This window comes from Actinoplanes philippinensis (assembly GCF_900113015.1).
In the GTDB taxonomy this organism is placed as follows: domain Bacteria; phylum Actinomycetota; class Actinomycetes; order Mycobacteriales; family Micromonosporaceae; genus Actinoplanes; species Actinoplanes philippinensis.
Genome location: NZ_FONV01000012.1, coordinates 113080 through 131368 on the forward strand (window position 1 = coordinate 113080; position 18289 = coordinate 131368).

18 protein-coding genes are annotated in these 18289 nt (G+C 71.7%); 14 read left to right on the plus strand and 4 right to left on the minus strand.

What is annotated here, in order from left to right; genetic code table 11:
- The first annotated feature begins 6 nt into the window (after positions 1 to 6).
- The 4 genes from BM290_RS30960 to BM290_RS30975 are packed head-to-tail and all read left to right on the plus strand — an operon-like array spanning position 7 to position 3380.
- Entirely contained in the window at positions 7 to 738 is a 732-nt protein-coding gene (locus BM290_RS30960) for a methyltransferase domain-containing protein (protein ID WP_093619455.1), read from the plus strand.
- Positions 731 to 1885 carry an acyl-CoA dehydrogenase family protein gene (locus BM290_RS30965; protein ID WP_093619677.1) on the plus strand — a complete coding sequence of 385 codons (1155 nt, stop codon included), beginning with the start codon at positions 731 to 733 and terminating at the stop codon, positions 1883 to 1885. The genes BM290_RS30960 and BM290_RS30965 overlap by 8 nt, the downstream gene beginning before the upstream one ends.
- Positions 1879 to 2931, plus strand: coding sequence for a type III polyketide synthase (locus tag BM290_RS30970; RefSeq protein ID WP_093619678.1), 1053 nt, complete (start codon positions 1879 to 1881; stop codon positions 2929 to 2931). The genes BM290_RS30965 and BM290_RS30970 overlap by 7 nt, the downstream gene beginning before the upstream one ends.
- 2 nt (positions 2932 to 2933) lie before the next feature.
- Complete coding sequence (locus BM290_RS30975; protein ID WP_093619456.1) at positions 2934 to 3380, plus strand: DUF6023 family protein; 447 nt, start codon at positions 2934 to 2936, stop codon at positions 3378 to 3380.
- Positions 3381 to 3781: 401 nt separating this feature from the next.
- Here the strand turns inward: BM290_RS30975 and BM290_RS30980 are convergent, their stop codons facing one another.
- Entirely contained in the window at positions 3782 to 4555 is a 774-nt protein-coding gene (locus BM290_RS30980; protein WP_093619457.1) for a hypothetical protein, read from the minus strand.
- A gap of 349 nt (positions 4556 to 4904) precedes the next feature.
- Between BM290_RS30980 and BM290_RS30985 the strand changes: the two genes are divergently transcribed.
- The 7 genes from BM290_RS30985 (at position 4905) to BM290_RS49260 (ending at position 11376) form a co-directional block, all read left to right on the plus strand.
- Positions 4905 to 5390: a CarD family transcriptional regulator gene (locus tag BM290_RS30985; RefSeq protein ID WP_014447856.1), complete on the plus strand. Its 486-nt coding sequence runs from the start codon at positions 4905 to 4907 to the stop codon at positions 5388 to 5390.
- A 68-nt stretch (positions 5391 to 5458) separates the two neighbouring features.
- On the plus strand, positions 5459 to 6154 hold the full coding sequence (gene ispD / locus BM290_RS30990; protein ID WP_093619679.1) for a 2-C-methyl-D-erythritol 4-phosphate cytidylyltransferase: 696 nt from the start codon (positions 5459 to 5461) through the stop codon (positions 6152 to 6154).
- A 358-nt stretch (positions 6155 to 6512) separates the two neighbouring features.
- Entirely contained in the window at positions 6513 to 6989 is a 477-nt protein-coding gene (ispF, locus tag BM290_RS30995) for a 2-C-methyl-D-erythritol 2,4-cyclodiphosphate synthase (RefSeq protein ID WP_093619680.1), read from the plus strand.
- Positions 6990 to 7217: 228 nt separating this feature from the next.
- Positions 7218 to 7604 carry a PPOX class F420-dependent oxidoreductase gene (locus tag BM290_RS31000; protein WP_239143784.1) on the plus strand — a complete coding sequence of 129 codons (387 nt, stop codon included), beginning with the start codon at positions 7218 to 7220 and terminating at the stop codon, positions 7602 to 7604.
- 18 nt (positions 7605 to 7622) lie between these two features.
- Entirely contained in the window at positions 7623 to 8732 is a 1110-nt protein-coding gene (locus BM290_RS31005; protein ID WP_093619459.1) for a tetratricopeptide repeat protein, read from the plus strand.
- A gap of 155 nt (positions 8733 to 8887) precedes the next feature.
- Positions 8888 to 9730, plus strand: coding sequence for a hypothetical protein (locus BM290_RS31010; RefSeq protein WP_177319976.1), 843 nt, complete (start codon positions 8888 to 8890; stop codon positions 9728 to 9730).
- A 164-nt stretch (positions 9731 to 9894) separates the two neighbouring features.
- Complete coding sequence (locus BM290_RS49260; protein WP_093619460.1) at positions 9895 to 11376, plus strand: outer membrane protein assembly factor BamB family protein; 1482 nt, start codon at positions 9895 to 9897, stop codon at positions 11374 to 11376.
- A gap of 250 nt (positions 11377 to 11626) precedes the next feature.
- Here the strand turns inward: BM290_RS49260 and hisC are convergent, their stop codons facing one another.
- Together hisC and BM290_RS50805 are read right to left on the minus strand one after the other, a co-directional pair.
- A complete protein-coding gene (gene hisC / locus BM290_RS31020) occupies positions 11627 to 12706 on the minus strand; it encodes a histidinol-phosphate transaminase (RefSeq protein WP_093619461.1) in 1080 nt (359 codons plus the stop codon).
- Positions 12703 to 13860 carry an RDD family protein gene (locus BM290_RS50805; protein WP_093619462.1) on the minus strand — a complete coding sequence of 386 codons (1158 nt, stop codon included), beginning with the start codon at positions 13858 to 13860 and terminating at the stop codon, positions 12703 to 12705. Before BM290_RS50805 ends, hisC begins: the two co-directional genes overlap by 4 nt.
- Positions 13861 to 14021: 161 nt before the next feature.
- Between BM290_RS50805 and BM290_RS31030 the strand changes: the two genes are divergently transcribed.
- The 3 genes from BM290_RS31030 (at position 14022) to BM290_RS31040 (ending at position 17586) form a co-directional block, all read left to right on the plus strand.
- Entirely contained in the window at positions 14022 to 14507 is a 486-nt protein-coding gene (locus BM290_RS31030) for an Lrp/AsnC family transcriptional regulator (protein WP_093619463.1), read from the plus strand.
- A gap of 62 nt (positions 14508 to 14569) precedes the next feature.
- Complete coding sequence (locus tag BM290_RS31035; protein WP_093619464.1) at positions 14570 to 15862, plus strand: hypothetical protein; 1293 nt, start codon at positions 14570 to 14572, stop codon at positions 15860 to 15862.
- 59 nt (positions 15863 to 15921) lie between these two features.
- Complete coding sequence (locus BM290_RS31040; RefSeq protein WP_093619465.1) at positions 15922 to 17586, plus strand: fumarate hydratase; 1665 nt, start codon at positions 15922 to 15924, stop codon at positions 17584 to 17586.
- Between the two features lie 61 nt (positions 17587 to 17647).
- Here the strand turns inward: BM290_RS31040 and BM290_RS31045 are convergent, their stop codons facing one another.
- Positions 17648 to 18250: a hypothetical protein gene (locus tag BM290_RS31045; protein WP_177319977.1), complete on the minus strand. Its 603-nt coding sequence runs from the start codon at positions 18248 to 18250 to the stop codon at positions 17648 to 17650.
- Positions 18251 to 18289: the final 39 nt, after the last annotated feature.

Sequence of the window (18289 nt, forward strand, 5' to 3'; positions counted from 1 at the left end):
GATCACATGCGATCGATGCCGCGCAACGATCCACGTCAGTACGACGACCTTGCCGCCGAGTGGTGGCGCCCCGCCGGAACCTTCGCCCTCCTGCACTGGCTCGCCGCCGCCCGGGCCGCCCTCGTCCCACCCGCCGCCACCCCCGGCCGGGTCCTGGTCGACGCCGGCTGCGGCGGTGGCCTCCTCGCCCCGCACCTGCGCGGCAAGGGTTACCGGCACATCGGCGTCGACCTGCGCCGGACCGGCCTGGCGCAGGCCGTCCCGCACGGCGTGACCGCGATCAACGGCGACGTGACGGCGCTGCCGCTGCGGGCCGGCGGCGCCGACGTGGTGGTGGCCGGGGAGATCCTGGAGCACGTCCCCGACCTGCCGGGCACGGTCGCCGAGCTGTGCCGCGTGCTGCGCCCGGGCGGTCTCGTGGTGCTGGACACGCTCAACGACACCGGGCTGAGCCGGCTGATCACGGTGACCCTCGGCGAGCGGCTCGGCCTCGCCCCGCCGGGCCTGCACGATCCGGCGCTGTTCGTGCGCCCGGGCCGGCTGGTGGCCGAGTTCGCCCGGCACGGCGTGACGCTGCGGGTCCGCGGGGTGCGGCCCAGCCTGACCGGCCTGTTCCGCTGGCTGGTGCTGCGGCGGCCGGCGCACGGGCGACGGATCGTCCCGGTCCCGTCCACCGCGGTCCTGTACCAGGGTGTGGGCACCAAAATCCGGGGTATCGAGGGGCGTGACCATGCTTGATGACGCGCGGCGGCTCGCACCGAGGTTCGCGGCCCGGGCGGCCGCCGCCGACCGGGACGGCGCCTTCCCGATGGACGACTTCGCCGACCTGCGAGACGCCGGGTTCTTCGGCCTGATGGTCCCGGCCCGGCTGGGCGGCGCCGGGGCGGGCTTCACCGAGTATGCGGACGTCGCCTACGAGCTGGCCCGGGGCAACGGCGCCACCGCCCTGGTCTTCAACATGCACGCCTCGGTGACCGGCGCCCTCAGCGGCGTCACCGACGAGCTGGCCGAGGCGCTCGGACTGCCACCCGCGGCCCTGGCGGCTCGTGACGACGCGCTCAAGGCGGCCGCGGCCGGCAGCTGGTATGCGGTGGCGATGAGCGAGCGTGGCGCCGGTTCCCGGCTGTCCCGGCTGGCCACCACGTACCAGCGGGACGGCGACGGCTACCGGATAAAGGGGTCCAAGACGTTCTGCTCCGGGGCCGGGCACGCGGACGCGTACCTGATCGCCGCCCGCAGCACCGACGATCCGGCGCAGGTGTCGCAGTTCCTGGTCCCGGCCGGCGACGGGCTGACCGTCGAGCCGACCTGGGACGCCCTCGGCATGCGCGCCACCGCCTCGCACGACCTGCACATCGACGTCACCGTCCCGGCGCTCGCCCTGCTCGGCGGGGTCGAGGGCCTGGCCCTGGCGGTGGCCCAGCTGGCGCCGCACTGGATGGTGGCCAGCTACGCCGCCGTCTACGTGGGCGTGGCCCGGGCCGCCGTGGACGCCGCCGTCGAGCACGTCCGGGCCCGCGGGCTGGAGCGACTGCCGGCCGTGCGGGCCCGGATCGGCCGTGCCGACGCCGCCGTGGCCGCCGCCCACCTGGTGGTGCGGGAGGCGGCCCGCCGGGTCGACACGTCACCCGGCGACGCCGAGACCAACCGCTGGGTGTGGCGGGCGAAACTGCTCGCCGGCACGACCGCGGCCGACGTGGCGGCGTCGATGCTGGAGGCCGCCGGCACCTCGGCGATGCGCCGCGGCCACCCGCTCGAACGCCTGTACCGGGACGCGCGGGCCGGATCACTGCAACCCGCCACCAGCGACGTCTGCGCCGACTGGCTCGGCGTGGACGCGCTCGGTGGGGACCCGGACGCCGACGGCACCGCCCCGCGCTGGTGACGGCCGCGATCACCGGCCTCGGCATCGCGCTGCCGCCGGCCACCGGCCAGGACGAGATCTGGGACGGCTACTTCAGCGCGCACTACGCCGGGCCGCGCAACGGCCTGGCCCGGCGGATCTTCACCAACTCGGGCGTACGCACCCGGCACGCCGCGGTGAGCCCGCTGATCGAGGACGTGTCCGAGTGGTCCACCGAACGCCGGATGCGCCGATACCAGGCCGAGGTCATGCCGCTGGGCAAGGCAGCGGTCGGCCGGGCGCTCGCCGACGCCGGGATCGCCGCCGGCGATCTGGGGCTCTTCGCGGTCTGCTCGTGCACCGGCTACGCCACTCCCGGCCTCGACATCCTCCTCGCCCGTGACATGGGCATGTCGCCCAGCGTGCAGCGGCTTTTCGTCGGGCACATGGGGTGTTATGCGGCGCTGCCCGGCCTGGGCGCGGTCAGCGACTTCGTCACCGCCCGGGGGCGTCCGGCCCTGCTGCTCTGCGCCGAACTCACCAGCCTGCACCTGCAGCCGCCCGGTGCCCGGGCGGACATCCAGCAGATCGTCTCCCATGCGCTGTTCTCCGACGCCGCGGCCGCCGTCGTGGTCACCGATACCGCTTCGGGGTACGCCGTACGCGAGGTCGCCGCGATCACCGACACCTCAACCGCCGACCACATGACCTGGGACGTCACCGATCAGGGGTTCCGGATGGGACTGTCGCCGCGGGTGCCGGCGGTGCTCGCCACCCATGTCCGCGGCCTGGTCGACCAGGTCCTCGGCCGGCACGGCCGGAGCATCGCCGACGTCGACGGGTGGGCCGTGCACCCGGGCGGCCCGAAGATCCTCGACGTGGTTCAGGAACAGCTCGAACTACCCGGGACGGCCCTGGCCGCGTCCCGCTCGGTGCTCGCCGCGCACGGCAACTGCTCGTCGCCGACCGTCCTGCTGGTCCTCGACGAGCTGCGCCGCCGCCCGTCGCCCCCGCGGTCGGTGGTGATGCTCGCGTTCGGCCCCGGCCTCACGCTCTACGTCACTCTTCTGGAGGGCTCTAGTCTCTGAGCGTGAGCGGCGAACGGGAACGAGGCGTCGTGCTGTACGGGCTGACCGCGCTGATCCTGACCGTCGGCGTCGGGTGGTGGTGGCGTGCCGCACCGCGTCAGGCGCCCGCCGACCGGCTGGCCGACTGGCGGCACAGCGCCGAGCAGTTGCTGCCCGACACCGGTGACCAGGAGCTGGCCGACACGCTTGCCCTGGACGGCGAGGGCGGCCACGAGGAGGTCGTCGACGTCGAGGAGGGCGCCTTCCGGATCGCGGTCGTCTGCGCGGGAGCCGACGGCAGCCGGGTCCGGGTCGGCATCGGCGAGTCCGGTCGTGGCCTGCGATGCTCCGGTTCCCGGACCCCGGAGATCTTCTCGGTCGGCCTCTCCACCCGGCTGCGCCTGCAGGTAGCCGTCGAGTCCCCGGGCCCGGTCGTCTTCCGCTACGCCCTACAACGCTCCCCGGCCTGAGTCGGTCTTCCCGCCCGGCCTGAACCCGCCTTCCCGTCCCGCCCGAACCAGCCTTCCCGGCCCGGCCTGAACCAGCTCTCCCGCCCCGCCCGAACCAGCCTTCCCGGCCCGGCCTGAACCAGCCTTCCCGGCCCGGCCTGAACCAGCCCTCCCGGCCCGGCCTGAACCAGCCCTCCCGGCCCGGCCGGCCCTGCGCCTCCCGCGGCCGGTCTCGCTACTGCCTTTCCCGCCCGTCCGTTCGGCGCGGCCGTGTGTTCGCCGGCCGGATGGGACGTCGGTCAGTGGGCAGCAGCCCGGCGCCGCGCTGGGCGCGGGAGTGTCGCCTACGTCGCTTCGTAGCTTGGGGAGGGGTGGTTGCGGTGGGGTTGTGGCCAGGTCGTACCGAAAAAGGGGTTTGGTCTTTATAGGCGGAGCAGATCGGGACGGAACACCTCTACGGACGAGGTGCGCGGGCTGATCCGGATGATCTTCTCGTGGCCGTCCTTGAGAATTACAGCGGCGGTGCCGTCCGGTAGGCCCAGATGCAAATCATCACGGAGCGTGTCGGTCCGGTCCTGCAGGAAGATGACGCCTTTCCCGTCCGCGGCCGGGGTGCGCGACGTCGGGAGCGTGCCCGGAGCGGTGGCGGGCGCCGACCGCCGGGCCGTGGAGATGGCCAGAACCGCGACGTTCGGCGGGGCGGCCGCGACCGTGTCGGCGAGCAGTTTCGCGCAGTCGCACCCATCGACGAGCAGCAGCACGGCCGGCCGGCCGGCGATCGAGACGCCCTTGCCGTCGGCGCCGATCAGCTCCAAGGCGGGCACCTCGGTGGGGTGGGACTCGGGGGTGCCGGAGGTCCGCTGAGAGGCCGGCTGCCGGGGCGGGCCGGGCCATGCCGAGGCGAAGAGGCTGGCCACCGTGACCAGGATCGCCATCGAGACGATCAGAGCCGGAGTACGCACGAACAGGCCGGTCGCCTTGCGCAGACGACGGACCGCGGGCCTGCGCACGAAGCGCTGCCACCCGGTGAGCGGCGGGCCGGTGTGCAGCTCGGCGCGCACCGCCTCGACCTCGTCGGCAAGCTCGGAGAGATCGTCGGGGATGACGATGACCCCCCACTCCTCGGGGAAGTCCGGGAGGTCGTCGGGGGGCCCGCCCCCGGGCGGCCTGCCGCCGTTGTCGCTCGCGCCAGCCATGACTCACCTCCCCCCTGGCCGACCAGATCTTGCTTCGGTCGGGGAACTTCCGTCCAGCCTCCCGCACGGCGGCCCGCATCGCCAGTGCTGCACTGATGCGGACCTTAGCGATAAGCTTGATCTGACAAAGCCATCAGGTCCGGAATTCCCGACTTGATAGGTGCGGGCTCGTTGGCGGGAGCCGTGACAGTAATGTCACTTTGAGTTACTTAGGCAGCTTCCGGCTTCGCTGTCAAGCGGTAGAAAGCCCCATCACAGGGCCTCTGAGCTGCACTAACAGTGACCGTCAGGGCGAGACACGGCCGCGTGAGCGTGTTACCCTAGACACAGCGAAAGGGGTTTCGAACCTATGGTTTTCAGTGTCGGCGAGACCGTTGTTTACCCCCACCACGGGGCCGCACTCATCGAGGCAATCGAGACTAGGGTCATCAAGGGCGTTGAAAGGCAGTATCTCGTTCTGCGTGTCGCCCAGGGCGATCTGACTGTTCGGGTGCCCGCTGAGAACGCCGAGGAAGTCGGCGTGCGCGAAGTGGTTGGCGAGGAAGGCCTGGGCAAGGTCTTCGACGTCCTCCGCGCTCCGCACACCGAGGAGCCGACCAACTGGTCGCGGCGCTACAAGGCCAACCTGGAGAAGCTCGCTTCGGGTAACCCGCTCAAGGTCGCGGAAGTTGTTCGTGACCTTTGGCGTCGTGAGCGTGAGCGTGGCCTGTCGGCGGGTGAGAAGCGGATGCTCGCCAAGGCTCGTGACATTCTGGTCGGTGAGGTGGCCCTCGCTGAGAAGAGCACCAAGGATGAGGCCGAGGTCCTGCTCGACAAGGTCCTCACCGAGGCCTGATCCGATCGACGCCATCCCTCTTCACTGTGTCTGACTCACATGGTGTGTCCGGCGACAACGACGGCGACGTGACCGCGCAGCTCAATGCTCGCGGTGACGTCGCCGTCGTCGTTCCCGCCGCGGGCGCCGGGGTGCGCCTCGGCCCCGGCGCGCCCAAAGCTCTGCGCCTGCTCGACGGCGAGCCGCTCCTCGTGCACGCCATCCGGCGGACGGCCTCCGCACCCTCGGTCCGCATGATCGTGGTGGCGGCGCCGCCGGCCGACGTCGACGCCGTGCACGCCCTGCTCAGCCCGGTCGCGCCGGTCGTCGTCGTGGCCGGTGGCGCCGAGCGGCAGGACTCCGTCGCCGCCGCCCTCGCCGTCGTTCCCGATGACATCGGCATCGTGCTCGTGCACGACGCGGCCCGCTGCCTGGCGCCCGCCGATCTCTTCGAGCGTGTCGCCGCGGCGGTGCGCGAGGGGGCCGACGCGGTCATCCCGGCGCTGCCCGTGGTCGACACGATCAAGGAGGTCAGTGCGGACGGCACAGTCCTCGGGACGGTCGACCGTTCGGTGCTGCGCGCTGTGCAGACACCGCAGGGTTTTCGGGCGCCGGTGCTGCGCGCGGCCCACGCGGCGGCCGCCGACCTGCACACCGACGATGCGGGCGCGGTGGAGAAACTCGGGCGGTCAGTTGTCTGCGTCCCGGGGTCCGACTTCGCCCTGAAGATCACGCGCCCGCTGGATCTGGCCGTCGCCACCCACCTGCTCACCCTGTCGTCCTAGCCGTCGCCCCACCCGCGATGGCTGCGCTCCCGCGGCTTGCGGTGATCATGGCTTGCCGGCTTGCGGCGGTGTTCTCCTTGCCCTTCTTCCCTGCCCTTTTGTCTTGCTCTTTCCCTTTCTCTTGCCCGCCGTCTCGCCGTCATCCCACTCGCGACTGTTGTGGTCTTCCGCCTTGCGGTGATCGTGGCTTGCCGACTTGCGGTGGCGTCCTGATCGCCGCCTCGCCGCCTCGCTGCTCGCTGTCCCGCCGCCTCGCTGCTCGCTGTCCCGCTGGCTCACGGCCTGCGGTGATCTTGGGTTGTCCGCTGCCCGACGCGGTGGGGAGGCGGGCAAGATCGGAACGTTTAAGGTGGTGGGCGTGATTGTTCCGCGGGTGGGGATCGGCACCGACGTTCATGCCTTCGATGCGGAGCGGCCCTGCTGGGTGGCCGGTCTGTACTGGCCCGGTGAGCCCGGACTGGCCGGGCACTCCGACGCTGACGTGGCCGCCCATGCCGCCTGTGACGCGCTGCTCTCCGCCGCCGGGCTCGGTGATCTCGGCAGCAACTTCGGGACCAGCCGGCCGGAGTGGGCCGGAGCGGCCGGCATCACCCTTCTCGCCGAGACCGCGCGACGGGTCCGGGCGGCGGGGTTCGAGATCGGGAACGTGTCGATCCAGGTGATCGGCAACCGGCCGAAGATCGGCAAGCGCCGTGCCGAGGCGGAGCGGGTGCTATCCGAGGCGGTCGGGGCGCCGGTCACGGTCGCCGGGACCACCACGGACGGGCTCGGGCTAACCGGGCGTGGCGAAGGACTCGCCGGCACCGCGGTGGCGATCGTCTACGCGGCGGGGTGACTGGGCACGCCATCGATGGTGGGCGCCTATGCGGCGGGGGATCGGACTGCTGCCGATGGGGGCGTCCACATGGCGGGGGATCGGACTGCTGCTGATGGGGGGCGTCCACATGGCGGGGGATCGGACTGCTGCCGACGGGGAGCGTCAACGCGGCGAGCGGATGCGGTGGCGGTGTGGTGGTGAGGGTCACGAGGAGTAGGAACTGCCGCATCGGGCATGATCACTGCCATGACCGTCCCGCTGCCCGGAGCCGCCCGGACGCTGATCGACAATCCGACGTATGCGGTGTTGACCACGATCAACGAGGACGGCAGCCCGCAATCGACCGTGATCTGGGTCAAGCGCGACGGTGACGACGTCCTCTTCTCGACGACACGGGACCGGATCAAAACCCGCAACATGGAACGTGACCCGCGTGTGTCGATCTGCGCGTTCGACCCGGCGCAGCCTTACGCGTACATCTCGGTTGAAGGGATTGTCGGTCTTGCCGACGACGACGGTGACCTGATCGGCGAGCTCAGCTACAAATATGCCAACGAGCCGTGGAGCGCTGACGCGCCCGGCACCGTGCGGTTGGTGTGCCGGGTCACCCCGACTCGGGTGATTTCCAGGTAGACGGCCTACGCTCGGCACGTGCCCGCCCCCTTGGAGCCCGACACCACCCCGGAGGAGTACCGCCAGCGTGCCCTCCTCCTCGCTGATCTCGGCCGTTACGACGAGGCAGCCGATGAGATCGCGGCCGGTCTGACCGCCGAGCCGCAGGAGGTCAGCCTCCTGGCGACGCTCGCCCGCATCCACCTCATCGCCGAGCAGCCCGCCGAGGCCCTCGCCGCCGCGGACCGGGCGGCCACCGTCGACCCGCGGGCGCTGTCCGCCCTCGTGGTCCGGGCGATGGCGCTCACCGACAGCCGCCGCTACGCCGACGCCGCTCGGATCGCCGCCGAGATCCTGCGTGACTGGCCCGACGATGCGTATGCGCAGCGTACCGGCGCGGCGCTGCTCAGCGAGTCGCGTAACGGGCAGGAGGCGCTGAACGCCGCCTGGAACGGCGTCCGGGTCGCACCTGCCGAAGCCGAGGCACACCTGGTCCTGGCCGTCGTCGCCGCCCGGTTGCGGCTGTTCGACCTGGCCCAGCGGGCGTACGGCGAGGCCCTCGACCTGGACGCGACGATCGGTGACGCCGGGCGGGAGACCGGCATCGTGCGATTCGAGCGGCGACGCTGGGCCCGCGCCATCGAGGACCTCGCCGATGAGGCCTCCCTCAGCGCTCCCCAGGCGCCGCCGCCCGACGCCACGGAGACGCCCGAGTCGCCGGCCACGCCACCGCCGCCGTCGGTGAGCCTCCCCACCCGGCCGGTTCTCGACATCTCCGAGGAGTCGGCGCAGGCGGTGCGGGAGACCGTGGAGTATGGCGCTGGTGGTGTCGTCGTCGCCGCCGTCCTGGCCGCCGCCATGACCCTGATCAGCGCCGGGATCTCGCGGGTGTGGGCGGGGCTGATCGGTGCCCTGGTCTTCGGTGCTGTCGTCTTCTGGTTCCGGAGCCGGCTGCCCGAGCCGGCGGGTGTGGTGCTGCGGCGGCTGCGCGACTCCGACCGGACCCTCGCGGTGGCGGTCCACCTCACCTTCGCGGCGCCACTGTTCCTGCTGGCGTACGCGATGGTCGGCGGCCCGGTGCCGCTCGTCGCCGGGATGCTGACCGCCGCCGTGGCCGAGATCGTGGTGCTGTTGCACCGGCATCGCTGACCTGGGTCGTCGGGTTCGTCTCGTCGCGGCCCGCGAGTTCGGGCTGGTGGGGGCGTGATGCTTCGGGTGGGGGCGTCGTGTTGACCGGCCGGGCTGGGAAGTGACATAACGGACTTGGTTGTCCGTATCTCACGGCGTCTATTAGGTTCGGATTCGTGTCAACGATGGTGCCTCCGCTCTACGCCGGGCTGGTCGATGACGCTTCCCTGCTCCCACCCAGCCCGATCGGCCTCGCCGACGCCGTCACCAAACACCGCGAGCACGGGGCCGCGTGGTATCGCGATCTGGTCGGATCCCTGCTCGTGCCGGCATCGACGGTCGGCATCGAGCAGATGCCCCGGCTCACCGCCGGGCTGATCGGCGACGTGCCGGCGGCCGCGCTGCCCGCCACCGTCGAGAAGCTGCGCGCCTCCGGGGTCGTGGTCGAGCACGTCGAAGCAGCCGTCGCCCGGCGTGGCGAGGACCCGCAGCCGGGGGTCGCCACGCTCTGCGCCTTCGCCGAAACACAGAACGGGCTGCCCCTCTACGCCGAGATCCCGCTCAGCTGGGGCCTGCTCGCCGCCCTCGACTCGGTCGCCGAGGCCCGCGCCCGGGGGTTGCGGATCGCGCCGAAGTTCCGGGTCGGCGGCCTTGCCGCGGAACTCTTCCCCACCCCCGTCGAACTGGCCGCGGTGATCTGCGCCTGCCGTGACCGGCAACTGCCGTTCAAACTCGCCGCCGGGCTGCGGCACGCGACCCGGCACACCGATCCGGAGACCGGGTTCACCCATCACGGCTTCCTCAACGTGCTGGTCGCCACCGTGATCGCCGCCGGTGGGGGTGAGGTCGCCGACGTCGCCGAGGCGCTCGCGGCCACCCATCCTGTCCCGCTATTCGAGCCGGCCCGCGCACATCGGGACGGGCCACGGCCGCTCTTCGTCGGATTCGGCGCCGCCAACGTCGTCGAGCCGCTGACCGAGCTGGTCCGTCTCGGCCTGATCAACGGCGGGTACGAGTAACACGCCCGGCAATTCGGTGATCTTCAGTGGGCTGCTCGGCGGGCCACTCAGGTTCATGACTGGACGGCGGAAAACGCGGGTCGGTCCCGATATGGCCCGGCCCTCCGGGGCCGTCGGCTGCCCGGCGATGAGCCGAGTGGCACTGACCTGGAATACTTTGGGCCGTGACCCGGGTGCTGCTGCGAATCATGGCGGCCGCGCTTCTGCTGGCAGTGAGCGGCCTGATCGGCTGGCGTGTGCTGGCTCCCGCTGAGCTGTCCGCGAGCGCCACGACGCCGAACCCTCCCACACCCTCGACCAAGCTGCTCGGCGTGACCAGCCGTCTCAACGTGGCGCCGCTGATCGTCGACGGGACCGTGCGGGTTTATGCGGCGAAGCACCAGGTGCGTGCGGACGGGCCAGTGACCGCCCGTGCCGTGTACACGGCACGCTGGTCGTTCCGGCGCTGGCCCGAACAGCTCAGCGCGGTCGTGGCGAGCGGCACGACGGTCATCACCCGGTGGTCCGACGGGAAGCTGGTGGCGATCGATGCGCGTACCGGAGAGGTCAGGTGGCGGGCCGACGGGCCGGAAGCGCCCGGCTTCGCCGGACATCGGACCGGCGCCGCGACCGTCTGGGACCCGCCCGGCCTGCGTCTGGCCGCCGGCACCCTGCTGGTCACCGAGGGGCAGACCCTTTCCGGGTACGCCGCCAGCACCGGCCAGTCCATCTGGACGGCCACGGTCCCGGCCGGGTGTGTGGACGGCTTCACCACCAGCGGTGATGCTTACCTCTGCGCCACCGGGGTCTACGACGCGACGACGGGCGCCGCGCTCACCGGGTGGCCGGCCGGCCCCTACCGGCCGGTCGGCTGCGGGACCTCGAACTGTGACGCGTTCCGGGACGGCGCCGGGCGGGGGTGGCTCGCCACCACCGCTGTGCCACGCCGTGCGCCCGCTCTCGACGACCCGCTGGCCACGATCGTGGGGGGCATCGTCATCACCGCTGTTCATCCCGATGTCTCCCTGCCGCCGCCACCGGGCGTGACGCCCGGCCCGGTCTCCGGCTCGTCTCCCTCCGCTCCGGCCGGGGTCACCACCTCGGCTCCGGCCGGGGTCACCACCTCGGCTCCGGCCGGGGTCACCACCTCGGCTCCGCCGTTGATCCCTGCCGGGATCACCTCCTCCGCCTCCGCCGGTGTGCCGCCGTCGGCCCCGGCCGTGGCCGTATTGACCGATTCCATCGCCGTGCCGCCGTCGGTGCCCGCTGGGGCCGCTCCTGCTGACGTGCTGCCGTCGGTGCCTGCCGGGATGTCACCCTCCGCCTTTTTCCCGGCGGTTGCCGGGCGGACTGTGGATGGAGCGCCATTGTGGACAACTTCGGGGCCGGTGCGGGTGCTGGGCGGAGAATCGGAGACGGTGCTGCTGCTGACGCCGGAGAACATGCTGAGGGGGGTGGATGTCCGGACCGGGGATTTGAAGTATTCGATGCCGCTGCGTTTCTGGCCGGACAGGGAGGACACCCTCGACTGGAAGCCTGGGCTCTACCAGGTGACCGATGGCTTCCTCGCCATCGAACGCCTCAACCCGGATGCGCCGGATGATCCGGAGTCCCCGATCTACTACCTCGCGACGGATGCGGTTCTGCTGATCGCGCTTCCCGACTGAGGCTCGCGCCCGGCTCGAAGCCGCTAGGGACCAAGGACAGCGACCGACACGGTGGCGTGGGGTGGCGCGCGGTGGCGGGGTGCCCGGTGGCGGGGTGCCGTGGTGCCCGGTGGCGCGGGGCGGCGCGGCTCGCGGTGGAGGGGTGCCGTGGTGCCCGGTGGCGTGGCGCGTGGCGTGGTTGCGCGAGGCCGGGGTGGGGCTGCGTGGGAATCGCGGCGGGGAGGACGCCGCGACTCGCCACGAGGGTTGGTCAGGTGAGGGCGGCCTCGGCGGTGGCCAGGAAGAGGTCGTTCTCTTCCGGGGTGCCGATGGTGACCCGGACGCCCTCCGGGTGGAAGCCGCGCACGATCACGCCTCGGCTCTCGCAAGCGGCGGCGAAGCCGGCCGTCCGGTCGCCGAGGGGGAGCCAGACGAAGTTGGCCTGGCTGTCCGGGACGTCGAGGGAGAGCTTGCGCAACGACTCGGTGACGCGGGAGCGCTCCGCCACGACGAGGGCGCAGCGGCGGTGTACCTCCGGCTCCTGGTCGAGGGCGGCGAGCGCCGCGGCCTGGGCGACCAGGCTGGTGGAGAAGGGGGTGACGACCTTGCGGACGGCGGCGGCGACCTCGGGCTGGGCGACCAGATAGCCCATCCGCAGGCCGGCCAGGCCCCACGCCTTGCTCATGGTGCGGAGGACCACGACGTTCGGCCGGTCGCCGTAGGTGTCGACGCCGTCCGGTACGGCGGGGTCGGTGACGAACTCCCGGTACGCCTCGTCGAGCACCACCAGCACGTCGGACGGGACGTCGGCGAGGAAGCGGTCGAGTTCGGCCTTGCGCAGGAACGTGCCGGTCGGGTTGTTCGGGTTGCAGACGAAGACGAGCCGGGTCTGGTCGGTGATGGCGGCGGCGATGGCGGCCAGGTCGTGTCCGTGCTCGGCGGTGTTCGGCACGCGCACGCTGGTGGCGCCCGCCCCGGCGGCGATGATCGGGTACGCCTCGAAGGACCGCCACGAGTAGACGACCTCGTCACCCGGCAGGCAGGTGGCCTTGACCAGGGTCTCGGCCAGCGCCACCGAGCCGCAGCCGGTGACCACCCGCGCCGGGTCGACGCCGAGCCGGCCGCCGATGCGGTCGCGCAGCTCGACGACACCCATGTCGGGGTAGCGGTGCACGGCCCGGACCGCCTCGGTGACGGCCTCGACCACTCCGGGCAACGGACCGTACGGCACCTCGTTGCTGGCGAGCTTGACCGCCTCGGCGATGCCCAGCTCGCGGGCCAGGTCGGCGACGTTGCGGCCGGGCACGTAGGCGGGCAGCGCATCCAGGTCGGCGCGGGTCAGGCGGGTCATCGGGATCCTCCGGGTTCGATGGTCGGTGGCACGCCACCCGCGGGCACGTCGACGACGACGGTGGCCGCCGATTTGTCATACCAGGCCTGGCGCAGGCGGGGGTCGAAGACGGGTGACAGCGCATACAGCAGCTGGACGATCAAGCCGACACCGCACGACCAGAAGAGGGTCCACATGCCGAGCCAGGCCCACCGGGTGAAGGCCCGCCCGAAGCCGAGCTGGCCGGTCTTCTCCACCGGGACGACCTTGATGCCCATCAGCCGTTTGCCGAGGGTCTGGCCGCTGTTGCCGATCGCCGGCGCCTCGTAGGCCAGCCAGAGCAGCGTGGCGATGATCATGATCGCGATGCTCAGCATCTGCATCCGCGGGGTGCCCTGCCGGGCCACCGGCACGGTCGTCCCGTTCGCCGCCTGCTCCATGATGTTCCGGAAGATCGGAATGAAGTCCTGCAGGTACAGATACACGAAGTAGCCGTTCACCACGGCGTTGAGCAGCAGCACCGCGACGATGTCGACGAGCCGGGCGGTGAGCCGCTTGCCGAGCCCGGCCAGTGCCATGCCGTGCGGCCGGACCTCGGGCATGGGGAACGGATACGGATAGGGGTAGGCGGGCGCGTGGCCCTTGGCGGCCATGCCGGGCGGCGCCTGCCAGCCGGGAGGCGGCTGCATGCCAGGTGGCGGCTGCATGCCAGGTGGCGGCTGCATGCCAGGTGGCGGCTGCATGCCAGGTGGCGGCTGCATGCCAGGTGGCGGCTGCCAGCCGGGCGGTGGTTGCCAGCCGGGCGGCGGCGGGGGCTGCGGCGCCCACCCCGGCGGTGGCCCCGGCACCGGGCCGGACGCCGGAGCAGCCGGGCCGCCGGGAGACGACGGCGGCGCGCCCCAGCCGGGCGGTGGGCCGGGCAACGGCTGGGCCGGCGGCGCGCCCCAGCCGGGCGGGGGCTGGCCCCACGCCGGCGGCGCGACAGCGGTGCCGGTCGGGATGGTGGGTTGCGAGGACGGATCCGGCGCGGGGGGCTCCGGCTCGGCCGCGGGCGGGCCGTCCGGCGGGACGGCGTCCGCCGGGATGGCTTTGCCCAGCCAGCCCTCACCGTCCCAATAGCGCTGGGTACTGGTGTCGGCCGGGTCCTTGTACCAACCCGCGGGAACGGAACTCATGCGCAAACCTTTACCACGACAGCCTGACACTTCCCTGCGGAGCGATCGCCCGCCTGCGCACAGTGTCCCAGGTGGCCTGACAGTGACGCAGCGCACGGCCATGAGCAACCCTTCCGATCGTCGCTGGGCAACGTGCGCAATCGGTGCGGTAGGTTCCGGGCGTGGGTGAGCAGACTGTCCAGCTCGACGCGCTTGACGCGCGCCTGATCGCCATGCTGGCGGCCGAGCCGCGGATCGGTGTGCTGGAACTCTCCCGCCGGCTCGCCGTGGCGCGCGGCACGGTCCAGGCCCGGCTGGACAAGCTGATCGCGCGGGGCGCGATCAAGGGCTTCGGCCCCGAGGTGTCACCGGAGGCGATCGGGTTCGGCGTGATGAGTTTCGTGACGCTGGAGATCAGTCAGCGGTACGGGCACGACGCCGTCGCCGGTCACCTGGCGGAGATCCCCGAGGTCCTGGAGGCGCACACGATCACCGGCAGCGGGGACATCCTGTGCCGGATCGTGGCCCGGTCGAACGCGGACCTGCAGCGGGTGATCGATCAGATCGTCGGCTACGAGGGCATCGTGCGGGCGCACACGATCATCGCGCTGGCGGAGTTGATCCCGTACCGGACGGTGCCCCTGGTCAGGTCGGCAAGTCAGGCATAGCGTGACGACACGGACTTTCCGCGCTCGGCCTCTCCGGGATCGAAGGTCATTACCCTGCCGACATGGCCTCGGGAGGCGGTTCCTGGAAGGGACTCTGGGTGGTCACCGTCGCCGCGGTGGCTCTCACCGTGCTGGCCACGACCCACACCTGGAATCCGTTCCCCCAGCTCTGGTCCTGGATCACCACGAGCGGGCCGGTCGCGCCGGGCACCCGATGGCAGCAGTCGCTCGGCGGCACCCCGCAGAGCGTGTCCATCGCCGGTGAGGCGGTGATCGTCGAGTACCGGACATCGGTCGAGGCGTACGGCCTGACCGCCGCGGTGAAGCTGTGGTCGTCGGACGCCGACTGGGCCGCGGTCGCCGGCAAGGGCGCCAACTCGGTGGTGGTGACCGGCCGGCTGCTGACCAAGGGCTACCAGGTCCTCGATCCGTCCACCGGCGCGGTGCGGCGCGCCGACACCGCGGCCTCGGCGGTCTGGACATACCAGGACGCGATCGTGGACCTGAGCTGCGGCGGGGGCGACTCCTGCCGGCTGACCGCCTGGGATCCGCGGGCCGGCACCCAGTTGTGGAGCGTCGCCACCGGCAGCATCGGGTTCGTCCTGGACGCGGCGAACCCGGATCTGCCGGACACCCGCCGCCTGGTGTCCGGTGCGGTGGACGACGACGTGGCCGGGCCGCCGGCGCTGCCGGGGCTGATCGGGCTGCCGCACGACGGCGAGGTCCGGGTGATCGACACGGCCACCGGGCGGCTGGTGCAGACCGTGCGCCCGGCCCGGGACCAGCGGATCGTGGTGGTCGGCGGCCGGGTGCTCACGGTCACCGGCACGGCTCGCGACGGCACCTGCTACTACGGCGTGGTGGGCGGCAGCCCCGCCGGCGAGGTGGTGTGGCGGCGCGACGGCCTGAACCTGCGGACCGCGGACAACGGCTCCGCCTGTGAGCAGGACCAGGACCCGGCGGGCGGCTACAACGTGGTGCTCGGCGTCGACCCGTACGGCCGCGAGGTCCTGATCAACGGCTATGACGGGCGGAACCTCTGGTACGGCGACAAGGAGTCCACGGTGCTCGCCGTCGACGACGCGTACGCGGTGATCCGTAAGGGCGCGTCGATCCGGGGATTCTCGTTCACCAAGGACAAGAACGTGTGGCGGCAGGACGATCGTCCGGATGCCGGGGCGGCGCTCACCCCGTACGCCGCGATCGTGGCCTCCGAGGGACGGGTGACGGCTCTCAGCGTCAGCAGTGGCACGGTTCGTGCTGACGTGCGTACCGATGCGAAGGTTTTCACGGTGGGCCCGGACGGCCTGATCCTGGTCGCCGGCCGGGATATGGCCTATCTGCCGTTCTCCTGACGCGGAGCGGCGGGGACGGGTTCGCGTCGCGCCGCCTCGCTGGCCTAATCTTTCGGTTCATGAGCTCCAGCGCCGATTTCAGGTACTCGCCGCTCCTGCCGACCGGCGACGACCTGACCGAGTACCGCCTGGTCACGGATGAGGGTGTCGATGTCGTCGAGGGCCCCGGGGGGCGACGGTTCCTGACCGTCGAGCCGGCCGCGCTCACCCAGCTCACCGCGGAGGCGATGCACGACATCGCGCACTACCTGCGGCCCGCCCACCTGGCCCAGCTGCGCGCGATCATCGACGACCCGAAGGCGTCGCCGAACGACCGGTTCGTCGCGCTGGACCTGCTGCGCAACGCGAACATCGCGGCCGGCGGCGTCCTGCCGATGTGCCAGGACACCGGCACCGCGATCGTGATGGGCAAACGCGGTCGGCACGTGCTGACCGACGGCACCGACGAGGCGGCCGTCGCGCTCGGCGTCTACCAGGCGTACACCCGGCTCAACCTGCGGTATTCGCAGCTCGCCCCGATCACCATGTGGGACGAGAAGAACACCGGCACCAACCTGCCGGCCCAGATCGAGCTCTACGCCGAGGACCCGGGCGGTCACCCGGACGCGTACAAGTTCCTCTTCATGGCCAAGGGCGGCGGCTCGGCCAACAAGTCCTACCTCTACCAGGAGACCAAGGCGCTGCTCAATCCGCAGCGCATGATGCAGTTCCTGGACGAGAAACTGCGCCTGATCGGCACGTCGGCCTGTCCGCCGTACCATCTGGCGGTCGTCATCGGCGGCACCAGCGCCGAGCACGCGCTGAAGACGGCGAAACTGGCCTCCGCGAAGTATCTGGACAACCTGCCCACCGCCGGGACGATGCTGGCGCACGGCTTCCGTGACCTGGAACTGGAGGCCGCGGTCCTTGAGCTGACCCGTGACTTCGGCATCGGCGCCCAGTTCGGCGGGCGGTATTTCTGCCACGACGTGCGGGTGGTCCGGCTGCCCCGGCACGGCGCGTCCTGCCCGGTCGCGATCGCGGTGTCCTGCTCGGCCGACCGGCAGGCGGTCGCCAAGATCACCCCCTCCGGTGTGTGGCTGGAGCGGCTGGAGACCGACCCGGCCCGCTACCTGCCCGACGTCGACCTCGACTCGTCGCCGGTCGTCAACATCGACCTCAACCGGCCGATGGCCGAGATCCGTGCCGAGCTCAGCAAGTATCCGGTGAAGACCCGCCTGTCGCTGACCGGCCCGCTCGTCGTCGCCCGCGACATCGCGCACGCCAAGATCGCGGAGCGGCTCGACGCCGGCCAGCCGATGCCGCAGTACATGCGGGACCACGCGGTCTACTACGCCGGTCCGGCCAAGACCCCCGAGGGGTACGCGTCCGGCTCGTTCGGTCCGACCACGGCCGGCCGGATGGACTCCTACGTCGAGAAGTTCCAGGCGGCCGGCGGCTCGATGGTCATGCTGGCCAAGGGCAACCGGTCCAAGCAGGTCACCGACGCCTGCCAGACCTACGGCGGCTTCTACCTCGGCTCGATCGGCGGCCCGGCCGCGCGGCTCGCCCAGGACTGCATCCGCCACGTCGAGGTGCTGGAGTTCCCCGAGCTCGGCATGGAGGCGGTCTGGAAGATCGAGGTGGAGGACTTCCCCGCCTTCATCGTCGTCGACGACAAGGGCAACGACTTCTTCGCCGACGTCACCAAACCGAACCCGGTCTTCAGCATCGGCCGCCGCTGAACGCATGGGCCGCGGCTGAACGCATCGGCCGCCGCCGGACGGATCGGCCGTTGCGGAACGGCTAGCCCACGGACGCTGACGGGGCCGCCGAGACGGGCGGTCCCGACGGCGCGGCCGAGGGGGACTCCACGGCGCGGGTGACGCCGCAGTAACCGGCGAGCGGGCTGATCCACTCGCTGATCTGGTTCTTCAGGGAGCCGTCCAGATCCTTGGTGCTCTTGATCTCCTCGATGTAGTCGAGGTCCTTGGCGCTCCCCTCGATCCGCTGCGCCGAGGTGGCGGCCGCCGTCTTGAGCTCGGGGTCCTCCGCGTTCGTGGTCTCCTTGCGGATCTGCGTGGCGACCGCCTTCAGTTCGGTGGCGGCCTGCTTCTCCGCCTTGTCCGCGTCGGCGGTCTCCTTCGCCTCCTTGTGGGCGATCATCTTGCCGAGCGCTTCGCCGAAGTCGCCGAACTCGGTGGTGAACACCTTGTCCAGGCGCTCGCAGATCTGGATGGTCTCGGCGGTGTAGTCCGGTGTGGGGGACGGGACGGGCACCGCGGGCACCGAGGCGGCGGGAGTGGTGACGGCCGGCGCCGCGTTGTCCTCGTTCTTCGCGTCGTCGCTGCAGGCGGCGCTGGTGACCAGCACACCGCCCGCGAGCAGGGCCAGGATGGCGCGTCGCATCGGGGAGTCCTCTTCGTCGGGGTCATCCAAACTCAGCCG